The following is a 15,894-nucleotide window of genomic DNA, read 5'->3' as shown; positions in this document are numbered from 1 at the left end:
GCCATGCTCTTGATAAGCGGAATAATAATAATCCACAGGGAGCAAATGGGAGAATGTTTGGATGAGCAATGCGCCTTTAAATAACGGTCGCAGACGTTTCTTAACCGCGACAACAGCCGTTGTCGGAGGGTTAGGAGCCGCTGCTGTCGCCGTTCCTTTTATTAAATCTTGGAACCCAAGTGCCAAAGCCAAAGCGGCTGGAGCCCCCGTTGAAGTTGAAATCGGTAAACTTGAAGAGGGGCAAATGGTTCGTGTTGAGTGGCGAGGAAAACCTGTTTGGGTTGTTCGTCGTTCTCAATCAGTGGTCGATGGGCTAAAAGATATAGAAAACCAACTTCGAGATCCTCAATCGGATGAGCAGCAGCAGCCTAATTATGCGCAAAATGCTTATCGATCGATTAAACCTGAATATTTCGTTGCTGTGGGTATTTGTACTCACCTTGGCTGTTCACCTACTTATTTGCCTGATTCTTTTAGTGAACAAGTTCAAGGGGTTAAATCTGGTTTTTTCTGTCCTTGCCATGGTTCGAAATTTGATATGGCGGGTCGAGTTTTTCAAGGTGTTCCGGCACCACTAAACTTGGTTATCCCTCAATATATGTATCTTAGCGATACTCGTATTGTCATAGGATTAGATGAGACCGGGGAGGCTGCATAATGCAAGTTTTACTTGATTGGGTAGAAAAGCGTTTACCTGCAATGAACGCTTACAAAAAACACCTATCTGAATATCCAATGCCGAAAAACTTTAACTTTTGGTATTTGTTTGGATCGTTAGCCATGTTGGTTCTTGTTAACCAACTGCTCACTGGCGTGTGGCTAACCATGAACTATGTGCCATCAGGTGAAGGGGCTTTTGCATCTGTTGAATACATAATGCGTGATGTTGAGTATGGTTGGTTACTGCGCTATATGCACTCCACTGGCGCTTCAGCTTTCTTTGTGGTGATTTATCTACATATGTTCCGTGGCTTAATTTACGGTTCCTATCAGAAGCCTCGTGAGCTGCTATGGCTATTTGGCATGCTGATCTTCTTAGTGTTGATGGCCGAAGCCTTTATGGGATACTTGCTACCATGGGGACAAATGTCCTATTGGGGAGCGCAAGTTATTATCTCTTTGTTCGGTGCAATCCCCGTTATCGGTGATGATTTAACTCTATGGATACGTGGTGACTACGTTATTTCAGGTGCCACTCTGAACCGTTTCTTTGCACTGCATGTGATTGCTTTACCTATTGTTTTATTGTTGCTAATTGTTCTCCATATATTAGCACTGCATGAAGTCGGCTCTAATAACCCTGACGGTATCGAAACCAAAGTACCAAAAGGGTCGATGGGCGATGATTATAAAACGCAGTTTAAATTTCATGACTACTACACCAAGAAATACGACATCATTGATTCGATTCCATTCCATCCTTACGGGACAGTGAAAGATCTTATTGGTGTAGCTGGTTTCTTAATCCTGTTCTGTTATGTGTTGTTCTTTAACCCAGAGATGGGGGGCTACTTCCTTGAGCCGCCTAACTTTGAAGCGGCAAACCCACTAAAAACGCCAGCACACATCGCACCTGTTTGGTATTTCACGCCTTTCTATGCAATTTTACGTGCTGTTCCTGATAAATTAATTGGTGTGGCTGCGATGGGTGCATCGATTGTGGTGTTGTTCTTATTGCCATGGCTGGATCGTTGTAAGGTTCGTTCTTACCGTTATCGTAGTAAGTTCCACTTAATCAATATTATTCAGTTCACTATCTGCTTTATTGCGTTAGGTGTTTTAGGTGCGTTACCTGCGACAGCCACTTACACAATGCTTGCACGTATATTTAGCGTTGGTTACTTCATGTTCTTTGTTTTGTTGTTCTTCTACAGCAAAAATGAAGCAACGAAACCATTACCAGAGAGGGTGACATTTAAATGAAAAAGTGGATTGTAATTTTGTTTGCAATGCTGCCATCTCTTGCTTTGGCAGCTGGCGCAAATGTACATTTAGATAAAGCAAATAATGATTTAACAGATCAAGCATCATTGCAGCATGGTGCAAAGCTATTCATGAACTACTGTTTTGGTTGCCACTCAACTCAGTACCAGCGTTATGAGCGTGTAGCGAATGATTTGAATATTCCCTCGGATTTGATGAAAGAGAATTTGATCTTTGATCCGAATGCCAAAATTGGTCAACTGATGGAGAATGCGATTCCAGATAAGTCGGCAGCGAAATGGTTTGGTGCACCACCACCAGATTTAACGCTTGTGGCTCGTGTTCGAGGAACAGATTGGTTGTATACTTACCTTCGCTCATTTTATGCCGATCCTAGCAGGCCTTTTGGCGTAAACAACATCGTATTCCCAAGTGTCGGTATGCCTCATGTGCTTGAAGAGCTACAAGGGATCCCACAACCAGTTTATGGTACTCATATTGTCAATGGCGAGGAAGTCAAGGCTGTTATTGGTGCCGAGTCTGATGGAACGGGTGAGCTGAGCCAAAGTGAGTATGATCAAGCGGTCCGTGACATTGTTAACTTCCTTGAATATTCAGCAGAACCAGTCAAGCTTGAACGTCAAACTTTAGGTTGGTGGGTAATGGCATTCCTTGTGCTATTTACTATCGTGGTCGTTCTATTGAAGAAAGAATATTGGCGTGATGTGCATTAATTGTGCTACCATGCGGCGTTAATTTCTAATTTTTAGAATCTTCAATGGAGGCTTGGCCTCCATTGTTTTTATATCTGTAAGTGTGCTGGAGGGCTCCATGGCTGTAGCTGCCAATAAACGTTCTGTGATGACGCTATTTTCGAGTGCATCTGATATGTATAGTCATCAGGTACGTATTGTTCTAGCGGAAAAAGGTGTCAGTGTTGAAGTAGAATTAGTTGATGAAACCAATCTGCCAGCTGACCTTATTGAGCTAAACCCATATAAGACAGTACCAACGTTGGTTGATCGTGAGCTTGCTCTTTATGACTCAAAGATCATCATGGAATACCTAGATGAGCGTTTCCCTCATCCACCGCTGATGCCTGTTTATCCTGTGGCTCGTGGTAATAGCCGTTTGATGATTTACCGTATTGAGAAAAACTGGTACTCACTGGCTGAGAAAGTCGTGAAGGGTAATGCGGAAGAGTCAGAAGCTGCTCGTAATAAATTACGCAATGATCTGCTTACTCTTGGTCCTGTGTTCGCGGAATACGAATATTTCATGAGTGAAGAGTTTAGCCTCATTGACTGTTATTTAGCTCCATTACTATGGCGCTTACCTATTTTGGGTATTGATCTGATTGGTCCTGGCTCTAAAGAGCTTAAAGTATATATGAATCGTGTTTTTGAGCGTGATTCATTCTTGGCTTCTTTAACAGAAGCTGAACGTGAGATGCGTTTAGTTCGTTAAGGCAGTTTGATGGATATCTCTCAAATGACTCCTCGCCGACCTTATATGCTTAGAGCATTTTATGATTGGCTATTAGAAAATGAATTGACTCCTCATGTTGTTGTGGATGCTACTCTTACAGGTGTACGAGTGCCGATGGAGTTTGTGCAAGATGGACAAATTATCCTTAATCTTGCCCCAAGAGCGATAGGTAACCTTGAGCTTGGTAATGAAGCGATTACGTTCAATGCTCGCTTTGGTGGACGTCCTCATTCGGTCATAGTGCCTTTGTACGCAGTGCAAGCTATCTATGCACGTGAAAACGGTGCAGGTACTATGTTTGAACCTGAAGAGGCCTATATCCCTTATCTAGAAGCGGGCATAACAGAGGAATCTGAACAAGAGCCGATGTTAAGCGTTGCTTCTCAAGAAGATGAGGAATTATTAGAGACTCGAGCACAAGAAACCTCTCGGCCGAAGGGAAAACCAAGCCTAAGAGTCATTAAGTAACTCATTTTCACACATTAAGCAGTCATGATCGAAAAAGCAGCGATATTCGCTGCTTTTTTTCTAAAAAAACAAAGGATAACCGAGGTTATTCGCTGTATTGAAATGCCTTAATCACCTGTTTTACGCCTGATATGTTTCGAGCAATATCACTGGCTAGATTAGCCTGTTCCGCCGAGACATAGCCAAGTAAAAATACTTCTCTATTTTCTGTGATTACTTTGATTTTGATTGTGTTCAGTTCAGAATTGGCCAACAGCGCTGATTTTACTTTAGTCGTAATCCAACTGTCGTTACTGATTTCGCCAATTGATAAAGGCGCTTTTATTCTGACTTGATTATGAATGGTTTTGACCCCTTTTGTCTCACGTGCTTTATTTTCAAACTCATTGAGTAATCCGGAGTTTTCAGCTTGTCCCATCAACACGACAATCCCTTGATAAGAACTGGCCGTAATGCGAGTTTTTCCGTTAAAGGGGGCTTTATTGGCGATACCTGCTACTTCAAATTCGATGTTATTATCATTCCAAATTTCTTGAGTGGTTCGAGGGTCTGTTACTAGGCTCGCTGTTGTTGCCGCGCCAGCAAGGATAACTCCTGCACAACCTGATACAGCAAAGCTCAACAGTAGAATGAGTGAAAGTTTTAATCTATTCATTGTCTATTCTTCATGAGAAGGGAAAAGGACTTGATCAATCAAGTCACATAAGCAGTGTAGGGTGACCATATGAACTTCATGGATTCGAGCCGTTCGCTGCGAGGGGATGCGGATCTCCACATCATTTTCACCTAGAAGACCAGCCATTTCTCCACCGTCTTTGCCTGTGAGAGCGATAATCGTCATATCACGAGTCACAGCCGCTTCCATCGCTTTAATGATGTTTTTGCTGTTACCACTGGTTGAAATAGCCAACAAAACATCACCAGGTTGACCAAATGCACGTACCTGTTTCGAGAATATTTCTTGGTAGTGATAGTCGTTAGCAACTGCGGTTAACGTGGTATTGTCTGCGGTTAATGCAATGGCGGGTAAACTCGGGCGTTCAGTTTCAAAACGGTTCAGTAAGCAAGAAGAAAAAAGCTGGGCATTGGCCGAAGAGCCACCATTACCGCAACAGAGAATTTTATGACCGTTAAGTAGCGTTGCCACCATGGCTTGTGCAGCATGCGTGATCGCATGGGGTAGTGCTTCAGCAGCCGCAATTTGAATTTGGATGCTTTCGGTAAAACTGTCTTTAATGCTGTCGAGCATCGTTTATCCTTGAGTTATTGCGTTTTTAATCCACTCAATGTGGTGCACATCTTGGTGGATGGCGATCACATCGAAACGAAAATCGGTGTCATAGGGCGATAGGCCATGTTTCAGTAGCCATAAAGTTGCGGTTTTCATCAACTTTGCCATTTTTGCAGTAGTAACCATTTCTGCGGCATGCCCATGACATTGGTTTTTCCTGTATTTAACCTCTACGAACACTAAGGTGTTTTTATCTCGCATAATGAGGTCGATTTCACCGACTTTGGTATTGAAGTTTTGTTCAATAAAAGCCAAACCACAATCTAATAAATAGTGTTTGGCTGCGGTTTCATACTGTTGACCAACTGCGCGGCGACTAAAGAGCGCCATGCACTGCCCAACTGATCTCTCTCTGTACCACGCATTGCTCATCAATACTTAATGTGCCTGTTTTGCCATCGATACTATACCCCTCGACGACTTTCATTTGTGGCAACTCAATCATTAACTGATAAGCATCCATACCTAATGCTTGTAAGCGTCGCTCGCTGTTGGAGTTCTTTGGCCACAATTGGTTCATTTCATTATCCAGCATTGAATTGGGATGAATGAGTAATGGAATATCGCTATAAGTTACACCCGAGAGGTCTTCATACTGTGTGTTACCACTGTTACTACGAGAGTTTGAAAACAGCTTTGGTGGCTTAGTGTCAGGGTTAATTGCAACCTCGATAAAGGGTTTAATTAAAGTCAATTCTGCGCTGTTAGCCACGATATAAACCGAATCGATATCACGACGACTGCGGGGCAGGCTTTGCAAATCAATACCCATCAACGCATCCATTTGCGCGATATTTTGTTGGCTATCTTGTAGACCAAATACTGAGTTAATGTTGCGTTGCAATTGACGCTTATCACCAAATAGGTTCACCGATACTTTATTCTTGCTGTATTTTTGCCATTCTGCGTTAAACGCTTCTACTACACGCTGGCCGTAATTACCTTGAGGAGCGAGTATTAAAGGGTATTGATAGCCTTGGCTAAACAGATACTTAGCGGCTTGTTCAACCTCTTGCTCTGGCGAAAGTGCAAGATAGCAAGTGTTAGGATGATCTTCAATTTTGTCTGGAATATTCAACGCCAGCGTAGGGATAGAAGCTAAGCGTGCTTGTTGAAGCTTATGTAGATTCTCGATGTTCTCTTTGATGAGTGGCCCAACAATGAAATCAATGTTTTTTTCAATCAATTGCTTGTCTATGAGCGCGGCGTCTTCGGCATTGGTATCAATCACAGTCAAGGTAGCATTGAGGTCACGGTTACGGTCATTCATCATCGCCATGATAAAGCCATCACGGATCAGTTGAGCTTGCGTGGCAAACTTTCCGGAAAGAGGAAGTAACAACGCGGTGTTAGTGGGTTTGATGATTTCCAGCGCTAAAATATCTTGTATCGCTTTAGGCGTATAACGAGCCGCTGGGTGATTGCTGTTTTCCGCAAGCCATTTTTCGAGCGTATTCTTCAACTGCGGAATATTACTATTGAGCGTTTTCATATATACAGCCAGTTGTAGCCAGCCATCGAGCACGTTTTCGTTAGGCTCTGGATTTAATTGGGTAATTTCACGCTCGCTATAGTGATTGAAATTGAGCCAAATTTGATCAGCAATCGCCTCTTGCTCGGCATCATCAACGTAAGTGCTTAATGCAATAAGCTCCCTACTTGAATCAAAAGGGCGGCTGAGCGCGGTAAAAATATCGGCGCGCATTTGATGGTATTGAGCCCATGTTTCAGGGCTTAGCTTCCACCAAGCCTGAAAATTAAGCTGAGAGAGCGCTTGTGAAAACTGTTCCGCATTACTCAACAACTGCGCCTTAGCCATTTGCCATTCAGCTTGTTGCGCTTCAGAGAGCGACTGTTTGGCTAAGCGCATAATCAACAGTTGCGCTTGTTCGCTGTTGTTTTCGTTAATGGCGGCTTTAAGAGCCATGATCAACCAATCATTTTGCAGTGAACCTTGGCTACTATCTGCTTGCATCAAGTAAGTTTGCGCTGACTTGGTGGGATCTTGCGTAATATCGACTGAGGTGGGCGTCGACGGTGAAGACGAACACGCCGCCAAAGCCATTGCTAATGCAACGGGCGTGAATAAGCGTGGTACACTGAGTCTCGGATGGTTCTTCATAGCCATGAGTTCTTTCGTTATTCCGTGTAAAATTGTCTCTATATTAATCGTTGAAGTGATGGTAAACAAATGACAGATAGCAAAACCTTGCCAGCAGAGATCCCAACTCTCTACATTGTTCCTACGCCAATTGGCAATTTGGGTGATATTACCCAGCGAGCCATTGAAGTACTCTCAAGTGTTGATGTTATCGCTGCGGAAGATACACGCCATACTGGCAGACTTCTCGCTCACTTCAATATCCAGACTAAAACCTTTGCCTTGCATGATCACAACGAACAGCAAAAAGCACAAGTGTTAGTCGATAAATTATTATCAGGGCAATCTATTGCGTTGGTTTCTGATGCAGGAACGCCACTGATCAGTGATCCAGGGTACCATCTTGTCAATCAATGTCGTCAAGCTGGTGTGAGAGTTGTGCCACTTCCGGGCGCATGTGCTGTGATTACTGCGCTCAGTGCATCAGGCTTGCCTTCTGATCGTTTCAGTTTTGAAGGTTTTTTGCCGCCGAAAAGCAAAGGGCGTAAAGATAAATTCCTAGAGATCGCTAAGGCTGAACGCACCTGTATTTTTTATGAGTCACCACACCGAATTAGCGAATCACTGCAAGATATGTTAGCTATCTTAGGGCCAGATCGTAACGTGGTGCTAGCCCGCGAGCTCACCAAAACCTTCGAGACGATTCAAGGTTTGCCGTTAGGCGAACTGATTAATTGGATTAATGAAGATGAGAACCGCAAGCGTGGTGAAATGGTGTTACTGATCCATGGTTACAGAGAAAGCGTGGACGATAGCTTGCCGGACGAAGCGTTGCGCAGTTTAGCGATTTTGACAAAAGAGCTGCCTCTGAAAAAAGCGGCCGCATTGGCGGCTGAAATTTATAACCTTAAGAAAAATGCCCTTTATAAGTGGGGGCTTGAAAACCTATCTGCTTAATTAGCCAGCGGCATCTTGATGTTTTAAATCGATGGATAATTAAACGCTTAAGCGTGAATTAAACACAGAAGTTGTTTGAGCCTAGACAGTACCTATCTTTCTCTATACAATCCGCCCTCGGAGTTGACTGGGTAGTCGCTGCTTCATTGATGTCCTTTAGCCTTGTGCTGGGGAGACTGATGGAGGGGAGGAAAGTCCGGGCTCCATAGAGCAGGGTGCCAGGTAACGCCTGGGGGGCGAAAGCCTACGACAAGTGCAGCAGAGAGAAGACCGCCGATGGCCCAATTTCTTCGGAATGGGCACAGGTAAGGGTGAAAGGGTGCGGTAAGAGCGCACCGTGCGTCTGGCAACAGTTCGTAGCAAGGTAAACTCCACCCGGAGCAAGACCAAATAGGCTTCCACATTGCGTTGCTCGCGTAAGGAAGCGGGTAGGTTGCTTGAGCCAGTGAGTGATTGCTGGCCTAGACGAATGGCTACTGCCGCGCAAGCGGAACAGAACCCGGCTTATACGTCAACTCCACCTATTGCAGACCCATCATAACTCTTGCGGTTATGATGGGTTTTTTGCTTTTTATTGACGAAAATTATTTCGTAAGCACTAAACTTAGCGCAATATCACGTGATGCCAACGTCAAGTGGTAGCGATGCGGCGTTAAATCAGTAAACTGAATACTTGCGCCGTAGCCGATTGCTATATTTCAGCTTTAGCCCGATGAGAAAACGATGACTGAACCTTTTCAACACATTTCTGTACTACTGAATGAATCCATTGATGGCCTTGCTATCAAACCAGACGGTATTTATATCGACGGCACGTTTGGCCGTGGTGGTCATAGTCGTACAATTCTCTCTAAGTTGGGTGACAATGGTCGTCTGTACAGCATAGATCGCGATCCACAAGCGATTGCTGAAGCTGGAAAAATTAACGACCCGCGTTTTACTATCATTCATGGCCCATTCTCTGGCATGGCACAATACGCTGAGCGCTACGATCTGGTCGGGAAAGTAGATGGAGTACTACTTGATTTAGGTGTTTCCTCGCCGCAGTTGGACGATGCCGAGCGCGGTTTTAGTTTCATGAAAGATGGCCCGCTTGATATGCGTATGGACCCGACGTCAGGGATCCCTGTCTCACAGTGGCTTGCGCAAGCCGATTTGGACGACATTACTTGGGTGATTCGTGAATTTGGTGAAGACAAGCACGCGCGCCGTATTGCCAAAGCGATTGTCGCTTACCGTGAAGACGATGAAAAAGAGCCTCTGACGCGCACCAGTCAATTGGCTAAACTGATTTCAGAAGCTGCGCCGAAAAGCTTTAAAGAGAAAAAACACCCGGCTACGCGCTCATTTCAAGCATTTCGTATCTATATCAATAGTGAATTAGAAGAGATCGACACTGCATTAAAAGGCGCAGCTAAGATCTTAGCCCCACAAGGGCGCTTATCGGTGATCAGTTTCCATTCGCTTGAAGATCGCATGGTCAAACGCTTTATTCGTAAAGAGAGTAAAGGCCCAGAGGTTCCACATGGTTTGCCGTTAACAGAAATACAAATTCAGGCATTGGGCTCAGCCAACTTAAAACCAGTTGGGAAAGCGATTATGCCAACTAAAGACGAAGTGGAACTCAATCCCCGTTCACGCAGCTCAGTATTACGAGTTGCTGAAAAACTGTAGTCCATGTCTAAATCGCCGCCTAACTTAACCAAACTGATTGCACTTGACCTGTTTACGGTGGGTCGAGTGCCGCTTATTTTGTTAATGTTAATTTTTGCCAGTGCGATGGGTGTGGTGTTTATTACCCACCATTCTAGGCAGGCGATTTCAGAAAAAGATCAAACCTTAGTTGAGCGTGAGCGGCTCGATAATGAATGGCGTAACCTCATTCTTGAGGAAACGGCCCTCGCAGAACATAGCCGCGTGCAGAATCTTGCCAAACAAGAGCTGGAAATGAAGCGACCTGATTCTGATAAAGAAGTGGTGATTACGCTCAAATGAAAAAAAACAAAGACAAAGCCCAAGCGGCACCTCGTCAAGAAAAAGCGACATCTCCTATTTTGATCCGTTGGCGATTCTATCTCATCCTCTTTTTTGTATTCGTTGCTTTCGCTTTATTGGTTGGGCGCGTTGCCTTCATCCAAATTATCGAACCGGATAATTTGATCCGCGAAGGGGATATGCGCTCTGTCCGAGCCAAAACCTTGCCATCGGCACGCGGAATCATTTCAGATCGTAATGGTGAACCTCTCGCAGTCAGTGTTCCTGTCGATGCAGTATGGGCTGATCCTGTGGCTATTTTTAAAGCCGGCGGCTTAGTTGAACGTGAACGTTGGTACGCACTGGCTGATGTGTTAGGCATTAAGCGCAGTGAACTGCTGAAAAAAATTGAAGAGAACCAAACCCGCCGTTTTATCTATTTGCAGCGTCAAGTGAGCCCTGCAATGGCCAATTATATTCGCGAACTTAAATTGGCGGGTGTGGGGCTAAAGGCCGAATCTCGCCGTTACTATCCAGCCGGTGAGGCGAGTGCGCACTTAATTGGTGTGACGGGCATCGATGGTCACGGTTTAGAAGGGGTTGAGCGCAGCTATGATAAATGGCTGACGGGGGAAGCTGGCAAACAGGTGATCCGCAAAGATCGGTATGGCCGAGTGGTGGAAAATATCTCGCTTGAAGAGCGTGAAGAGGGCAAGCCACTGGCGTTGACCATTGACCAACGTTTGCAAGCGATCGCCTTTCGTGCGGTCAAGCAAGCTGTGGCGGACTATCGTGCCACTTCGGCATCGGCCATTTTGCTCGACGTGAAAACGGGTGCAGTATTAGCGATGGTTAACGCCCCCTCATACAACCCCAATAACCGTTCCGATTGGCAAAGTTTTAAAATGCGTAACCGCGTGATCACGGACGCCTTTGAACCGGGCTCAACTGTCAAACCTTTTGTAGTATTGGCCGCGCTTGAAAATGGCGTTGCGAATGACAAAACGGTGATTGATACAGGGAATGGCATCATGCAAATCGGCGGCAGTCGAGTGCGTGATACCTCAAAAGTCGGCAAAGCCGATTTAACCTTAATTCTGAAAAAATCGAGTAACATCGGAGTGGCTAAGCTGGCGCTTGAAATGCCTCTCGAAGCTCTATTAGGTATGTATACCTCTGTAGGGCTTGGTGAAATGTCCGGTTTAAACCTCGTCGGTGAGACTTTGGGTATTTTCCCGAATCGCCGCCGTTGGTCACCGTTTGAAATTGCCACCTTGGCATTTGGCTATGGTTTGTCAATTACCCCCATTCAGTTGGCTCATGCTTATGCCACTTTAGGCAATTTAGGTCAGTACCAACCAATCCATATTATTGACAGCAACCAGCAAGATTTATCACGCCAAGTGGTTGATAAAACTAATGCTAAGAAAGTGTTGGAAATGTTAGAAACCGTTACCCAACCCGGTGGCACAGCAACTCAAGCCGCGGTTCCGGGCTATCGTATTGCGGCCAAGTCAGGCACTTCGCGCAAAGCGATTGCCGGCGGTTATGGTGATGAATATTTTGCTTACACGGCAGGAGTGGCTCCAGTGAGCGACCCTCGAGTCTCGTTAGTGGTGATGGTGAATGAACCTCAAGGTGACTTATATTATGGCGGTTCCGTTGCTGGCCCTGTCTTTGCCGAAATAATGAAAGGAGCGTTGCAGATCCTCAATGTTGCTCCTGATGAAAATCGATTCCAAAAATAATTAAGAGAGAAGCACAATGACGCCGAGTATGTGTTTACAAGATCTCATCGCCCCTTGGCTTGACCTCGATGGCCATTCTATTTCAACGTTGTCGGTGACTCGTTTAGTGCTCGATAGCCGTAAAATATCACCCAATGATACCTTTATTGCAGTGGTCGGCCATGCCATCGACGGAAGGCGGTTTATTGAGAGCGCCACTCAAGCTGGAGCGAATCTGGTATTGGCTCAAGCGTGTGGGCAGCATCCGCATGGCAGTATGACTACCGTCAATGGCGTGTTAGTGATTTACCTTGCTGATCTAAACCAACATCTATCTCAACTGGCATCGCGGCTTTATCGTTCGAAGACCAATACGTTGATTGGGGTTACGGGAACTAACGGTAAAACCACCATTACTCAATTAATCGCGCAGTGGATTGACTTGTTAGGCGAGAAAGCGGCGGTGCTGGGGACGACGGGGAATGGTTTTCTTAACCATTTACAGCCTGCCGCCAATACCACAGGTAATGCCATTGAGGTCCAAGAAACACTCTATCAATTAGCGCAGCAGGGCGCTCGCTATACCGCTCTGGAAGTCTCTTCGCACGGATTAGTTCAAGGGCGAGTTCAAGCATTGAAGTTCGCTGTGGGCGTGTTTTCTAACTTAAGCCGCGATCATCTCGATTATCATGGCACCATGGAAGAGTACGCCAAAGCAAAGCTCTCCTTATTTACCGCTCATCACTGCCAATACGCTGTCATTAATGCCGACGATGCGGTGGGGGCGAGTTGGTTAGCACAGCTGAAAGCACCGATTGCCGTCTCTTTAAAGCTGCAACCGCAATGCGCTAAAGCGCTGTGGGCGAGCTCGGTCTCTTACAGTGATAATGGTATTTCATTAACCTTCGACGGCTACTATGGTCAAGGTGAATTGAGCGTGCCGTTGATTGGCGAATTTAACGCCAGCAATCTTCTACTCGCGTTTGCCACTATGCTGACTTTAGGGTTTGATAAACAAGCCTTGATGACAACGGCTTCTCAACTGCAGCCAGTCTTAGGGCGAATGGAGCTCTTTCAAGCGCCAAATCGTGCGAAGATCGTCGTCGATTATGCACACACGCCTGATGCTTTGGAAAAAGCACTGTTGGCACTTCGCGTTCATTGCCAAGGTCAGCTATGGGCGATTTTTGGTTGTGGTGGCGACCGTGATAAAGGCAAACGCCCGATGATGGCCGAAATTGCAGAGCGCTGCGCCGATAAGGTCATTTTGACCGATGATAACCCTCGTAGCGAAAAACCGGCAGACATTGTGCAAGATATGGTGGCAGGGCTTGAGTTTGCAAGTCGCGCACACGTTGAGCACAATCGTTATGCTGCCGTGCAATACGCCCTGCAGCATGCCGATCAGCAAGATATCATTTTATTGGCAGGCAAAGGGCATGAAGATTATCAAGTGATGGCCCATCAAACTATTCACTATTCGGATCGCGAAACGGCGCAAACCTTACTGGAGATAAGTGCATGATAGAAGTCTCTTTACAGCAATTGACGCACGTTTTGCATGCACAATTGGTTGGTTGTGATATGACAGTGTCTGAGGTCTCGACCGACACACGTCAAATCAAACCCGGTGCGCTCTTTGTTGCCTTGGTCGGTGATAAATTTGATGCTCATGAGTTTGCTGCACAAGCGGTTGCGTCTGGTGCAAAGGCGTTATTGGTTCAGCGCCCTTTGGCGGTTTCGGTTCCTCAACTGGTGGTTACCGACACCAAACTGGCGTTAGGCCAGCTTGGCGCTTGGGTTCACCAACAGTGTCAAACACCGACCGCTGCGATTACAGGCAGTTGTGGTAAAACCACTGTCAAAGAGATGGTGGCAAATATTTTATCAGCCAAAGGGCGCGTGCTCTTTACTGCTGGCAATTTTAATAATGATATCGGCGTGCCGCTCACTCTGCTTCGCTCTGATCTTAATGATGCGTATGCGGTGATTGAGTTAGGGGCGAACCATATTGGTGAAATTGCTTATACCACCTCTTTAGTGAAGCCGGATGTCGCATTGGTGAACAATGTTGCCGCGGCGCATCTGGAAGGTTTTGGCTCAATTGAGGGTGTAAAACAGGCGAAAGGTGAAATTTATCAAGGCCTTGCTTCAGGTGCGACAGCCATTATTAATTTAGAAAGCCACGGTGGTGAGCGGTGGAGCGCTATTTTAGCGGACAAAACCGTTAAAACCTTTTCCAGCCGTCAAATGGCAGATTTTTACGCTCGTGGTATTAAGCTTAATGAACAAGGTGAAGCCCAGTTTGAAATGATCACACCCGTCGGTCATATTGACATTGGGCTCAATATTGTGGGTGAACATAACGTTTCCAATGCGTTGGCGGCGGCGGCATTAGCCATGGAGTTGGGTGCAAATCTTGAAGAGGTGCAGTACGGACTTGCGCATCTAGCTCAGGTGAAAGGGCGTGTTGATGTCACCCAATTGAGCTCGACTGTGAAACTGATTGATGACAGTTACAATGCCAGTGTTCCAGCGATGAAAGCGGCGGTTGATCTACTTAACACTTTCTCTGCAAGGCGTTGGTTAATTTTAGGTAATATGGCTGAGTTGGGCGATGAAAGCCTTGCACTTCATCGTCAAGTCGGTGAACATGCTGCACCATTCCAGTTTGACTATGTCCTTACTTACGGTCGCGATGCAAAAGTGATCAGTGACCTATGCCATGGCCTCCATTTTGAAAGCCATGCGGACATGATTGCTTATATCGAGCAGCAATTATCACAATTCGATCAAGAGTCTCATACCTTACTTGTCAAAGGTGCAAACAGTGCGGGTATGAGTAAAATTGTGGCTGCTCTAAAGGAGAAATACTCATGATTATTTGGCTCGCGGATCTACTCCAGCCATACTTCTCTTTTTTTCGTCTGTTCGAATATCTCTCATTTCGGGCCATCGTCAGTATTTTAACCGCACTTGCTCTGTCGTTATGGATGGGGCCGCGCTTGATTAAACGTTTGCAACTACTGCAAATTGGTCAAGTAGTGCGGAACGACGGCCCAGAATCACATTTTAGTAAGCGCGGTACGCCAACCATGGGCGGTGTTATGATCCTCGCCTCTATCATTACTACCGTACTGCTGTGGACAGATCTCTCAAACCCTTACGTGTGGGCTGTACTCGCGGTGCTGCTTGGTTATGGCGTCGTCGGTTTTGTGGATGATTATCGCAAAGTGGTGCGTAAAAACAGTGATGGATTGATCGCGCGCTGGAAATACTTTTGGCAGTCGGCCATTGCGTTGATAGTGGCGTTTGCTCTCTATGCACATGGCAACGATACCGCAGCTACTCAGCTTGTGGTGCCTTTCTTTAAAGATGTGATGCCGCAACTGGGCTTGCTCTACATTGTGCTGACCTATTTTGTCATCGTCGGAACCAGTAACGCGGTGAACTTAACCGATGGTCTGGACGGTTTAGCCATCATGCCGACTGTTTTGGTTGCTGCCGGTTTTGCTGTGATTGCATGGGCAACTGGGAACGTCAATTTCGCCAGTTATCTGCATATTCCTTATGTTCCTTATGCCTCAGAGTTGGTGGTGGTATGTACTGCAATTGTGGGGGCCGGTTTAGGTTTTCTGTGGTTCAACACTTATCCTGCGCAAGTCTTTATGGGCGATGTGGGTTCACTCGCTTTAGGCGGTGCACTCGGTACAATTGCAGTGTTGGTTCGTCAAGAGTTTGTGTTAGTGATCATGGGCGGCGTGTTTGTGATGGAAACCTTGTCGGTGATTTTACAAGTCGGTTCCTACAAATTGCGTGGTCAACGTATTTTCCGGATGGCCCCTATCCATCACCACTATGAATTGAAAGGTTGGCCAGAACCACGCGTGATCGTCCGTTTTTGGATTATCTCAATTGTGTTGGTGTTAGTGGGTTTGGCTACACTAAAAGTGCGCTAGTGATAG

16 protein-coding genes and 1 other RNA gene are annotated in these 15,894 nt (G+C 45.8%); 13 read left to right on the top strand and 4 right to left on the bottom strand.

What is annotated here, in order from left to right:
* Positions 1-61 precede the first annotated feature (61 nt).
* From petA to sspB, 5 genes are all read left to right on the top strand, one after another.
* Positions 62-658, top strand: a complete 597-nt coding sequence (petA, locus tag AACQ42_RS13495) for a ubiquinol-cytochrome c reductase iron-sulfur subunit (protein ID WP_010318038.1) — start codon at positions 62-64, stop codon at positions 656-658.
* Positions 658-1,923, top strand: coding sequence for a cytochrome b (locus AACQ42_RS13490; RefSeq protein WP_017046505.1), 1,266 nt, complete (start codon positions 658-660; stop codon positions 1,921-1,923). The genes petA and AACQ42_RS13490 overlap by 1 nt, the downstream gene beginning before the upstream one ends.
* Positions 1,920-2,657: a cytochrome c1 gene (locus tag AACQ42_RS13485; protein ID WP_094123837.1), complete on the top strand. Its 738-nt coding sequence runs from the start codon at positions 1,920-1,922 to the stop codon at positions 2,655-2,657. Before AACQ42_RS13490 ends, AACQ42_RS13485 begins: the two co-directional genes overlap by 4 nt.
* 97 nt (positions 2,658-2,754) lie before the next feature.
* Positions 2,755-3,390 (top strand): stringent starvation protein SspA, encoded by a 636-nt coding sequence (sspA, locus tag AACQ42_RS13480; protein WP_026027272.1) that lies wholly within the window; start codon positions 2,755-2,757, stop codon positions 3,388-3,390.
* Positions 3,391-3,399: 9 nt separating this feature from the next.
* The gene (gene sspB, locus AACQ42_RS13475; protein WP_026027949.1) at positions 3,400-3,879 is read left to right on the top strand and encodes a ClpXP protease specificity-enhancing factor; all 480 of its coding nucleotides are present in this window, start codon (positions 3,400-3,402) and stop codon (positions 3,877-3,879) included.
* A gap of 85 nt (positions 3,880-3,964) precedes the next feature.
* On the opposite strand, the gene AACQ42_RS13470 is transcribed toward sspB, so the two are convergent.
* From AACQ42_RS13470 to AACQ42_RS13455, 4 genes are read right to left on the bottom strand one after another with little or no spacing between them, the layout of a single operon-like run.
* On the bottom strand, positions 3,965-4,534 hold the full coding sequence (locus AACQ42_RS13470) for a BON domain-containing protein (protein WP_017042658.1): 570 nt from the start codon (positions 4,532-4,534) through the stop codon (positions 3,965-3,967).
* Between the two features lie 3 nt (positions 4,535-4,537).
* Complete coding sequence (locus tag AACQ42_RS13465) at positions 4,538-5,128, bottom strand: phosphoheptose isomerase (RefSeq protein WP_010318025.1); 591 nt, start codon at positions 5,126-5,128, stop codon at positions 4,538-4,540.
* A gap of 3 nt (positions 5,129-5,131) precedes the next feature.
* Positions 5,132-5,500, bottom strand: a complete 369-nt coding sequence (locus tag AACQ42_RS13460) for a YraN family protein (protein ID WP_017047456.1) — start codon at positions 5,498-5,500, stop codon at positions 5,132-5,134.
* Positions 5,487-7,292, bottom strand: a complete 1,806-nt coding sequence (locus AACQ42_RS13455) for a penicillin-binding protein activator (RefSeq protein WP_094145433.1) — start codon at positions 7,290-7,292, stop codon at positions 5,487-5,489. The genes AACQ42_RS13460 and AACQ42_RS13455 overlap by 14 nt, the downstream gene beginning before the upstream one ends.
* Before the next feature lie 69 nt (positions 7,293-7,361).
* Here AACQ42_RS13455 and rsmI point away from each other — a divergent pair, with 69 nt between their 5' ends.
* The 8 genes from rsmI to mraY all read left to right on the top strand — a co-directional run bounded on the left by rsmI (position 7,362) and on the right by mraY (position 15,888).
* Complete coding sequence (gene rsmI / locus AACQ42_RS13450; RefSeq protein ID WP_013856074.1) at positions 7,362-8,228, top strand: 16S rRNA (cytidine(1402)-2'-O)-methyltransferase; 867 nt, start codon at positions 7,362-7,364, stop codon at positions 8,226-8,228.
* Positions 8,229-8,347: 119 nt separating this feature from the next.
* An RNA gene (rnpB, locus tag AACQ42_RS13445) (RNase P RNA component class A) lies at positions 8,348-8,751 on the top strand.
* A 200-nt stretch (positions 8,752-8,951) separates the two neighbouring features.
* The gene (rsmH, locus tag AACQ42_RS13440) at positions 8,952-9,902 is read left to right on the top strand and encodes a 16S rRNA (cytosine(1402)-N(4))-methyltransferase RsmH (protein WP_017042655.1); all 951 of its coding nucleotides are present in this window, start codon (positions 8,952-8,954) and stop codon (positions 9,900-9,902) included.
* 3 nt (positions 9,903-9,905) lie between these two features.
* Positions 9,906-10,223, top strand: a complete 318-nt coding sequence (gene ftsL, locus AACQ42_RS13435; RefSeq protein ID WP_010318013.1) for a cell division protein FtsL — start codon at positions 9,906-9,908, stop codon at positions 10,221-10,223.
* Positions 10,220-11,950 (top strand): peptidoglycan glycosyltransferase FtsI, encoded by a 1,731-nt coding sequence (locus AACQ42_RS13430; protein ID WP_013856076.1) that lies wholly within the window; start codon positions 10,220-10,222, stop codon positions 11,948-11,950. Before ftsL ends, AACQ42_RS13430 begins: the two co-directional genes overlap by 4 nt.
* A 16-nt stretch (positions 11,951-11,966) precedes the next feature.
* Positions 11,967-13,454 (top strand): UDP-N-acetylmuramoyl-L-alanyl-D-glutamate--2,6-diaminopimelate ligase, encoded by a 1,488-nt coding sequence (gene murE, locus AACQ42_RS13425; RefSeq protein WP_094165111.1) that lies wholly within the window; start codon positions 11,967-11,969, stop codon positions 13,452-13,454.
* Entirely contained in the window at positions 13,451-14,809 is a 1,359-nt protein-coding gene (locus AACQ42_RS13420; RefSeq protein WP_094165109.1) for a UDP-N-acetylmuramoyl-tripeptide--D-alanyl-D-alanine ligase, read from the top strand. The genes murE and AACQ42_RS13420 overlap by 4 nt, the downstream gene beginning before the upstream one ends.
* Positions 14,806-15,888, top strand: a complete 1,083-nt coding sequence (gene mraY / locus AACQ42_RS13415) for a phospho-N-acetylmuramoyl-pentapeptide-transferase (protein ID WP_013856079.1) — start codon at positions 14,806-14,808, stop codon at positions 15,886-15,888. Before AACQ42_RS13420 ends, mraY begins: the two co-directional genes overlap by 4 nt.
* Positions 15,889-15,894 lie beyond the last annotated feature (6 nt).

Source organism: Vibrio sp. V12_P9A6T4 (assembly GCF_963874835.1).
Classification (GTDB): domain Bacteria; phylum Pseudomonadota; class Gammaproteobacteria; order Enterobacterales; family Vibrionaceae; genus Vibrio; species Vibrio anguillarum.
Note: the sequence above shows the minus strand (reverse complement) of the source record. Positions and strands in the feature narration are given on the sequence as shown.

Coding starts and splice junctions, on each gene's coding strand:
- petA (WP_010318038.1), top strand. CDS start 62: ATGAGCAATGCGCCTTTAAATAACGGTCGCAGACGTTTCTTAACCGCG.
- sspB (WP_026027949.1), top strand. CDS start 3,400: ATGGATATCTCTCAAATGACTCCTCGCCGACCTTATATGCTTAGAGCA.
- murE (WP_094165111.1), top strand. CDS start 11,967: ATGACGCCGAGTATGTGTTTACAAGATCTCATCGCCCCTTGGCTTGAC.
- AACQ42_RS13485 (WP_094123837.1), top strand. CDS start 1,920: ATGAAAAAGTGGATTGTAATTTTGTTTGCAATGCTGCCATCTCTTGCT.
- mraY (WP_013856079.1), top strand. CDS start 14,806: ATGATTATTTGGCTCGCGGATCTACTCCAGCCATACTTCTCTTTTTTT.
- ftsL (WP_010318013.1), top strand. CDS start 9,906: ATGTCTAAATCGCCGCCTAACTTAACCAAACTGATTGCACTTGACCTG.
- AACQ42_RS13465 (WP_010318025.1), bottom strand. CDS start 5,128: ATGCTCGACAGCATTAAAGACAGTTTTACCGAAAGCATCCAAATTCAA.
- sspA (WP_026027272.1), top strand. CDS start 2,755: ATGGCTGTAGCTGCCAATAAACGTTCTGTGATGACGCTATTTTCGAGT.
- rsmH (WP_017042655.1), top strand. CDS start 8,952: ATGACTGAACCTTTTCAACACATTTCTGTACTACTGAATGAATCCATT.
- rsmI (WP_013856074.1), top strand. CDS start 7,362: ATGACAGATAGCAAAACCTTGCCAGCAGAGATCCCAACTCTCTACATT.
- AACQ42_RS13455 (WP_094145433.1), bottom strand. CDS start 7,292: ATGAAGAACCATCCGAGACTCAGTGTACCACGCTTATTCACGCCCGTT.
- AACQ42_RS13420 (WP_094165109.1), top strand. CDS start 13,451: ATGATAGAAGTCTCTTTACAGCAATTGACGCACGTTTTGCATGCACAA.
- AACQ42_RS13470 (WP_017042658.1), bottom strand. CDS start 4,534: ATGAATAGATTAAAACTTTCACTCATTCTACTGTTGAGCTTTGCTGTA.
- AACQ42_RS13430 (WP_013856076.1), top strand. CDS start 10,220: ATGAAAAAAAACAAAGACAAAGCCCAAGCGGCACCTCGTCAAGAAAAA.
- AACQ42_RS13490 (WP_017046505.1), top strand. CDS start 658: ATGCAAGTTTTACTTGATTGGGTAGAAAAGCGTTTACCTGCAATGAAC.
- AACQ42_RS13460 (WP_017047456.1), bottom strand. CDS start 5,500: ATGGCGCTCTTTAGTCGCCGCGCAGTTGGTCAACAGTATGAAACCGCA.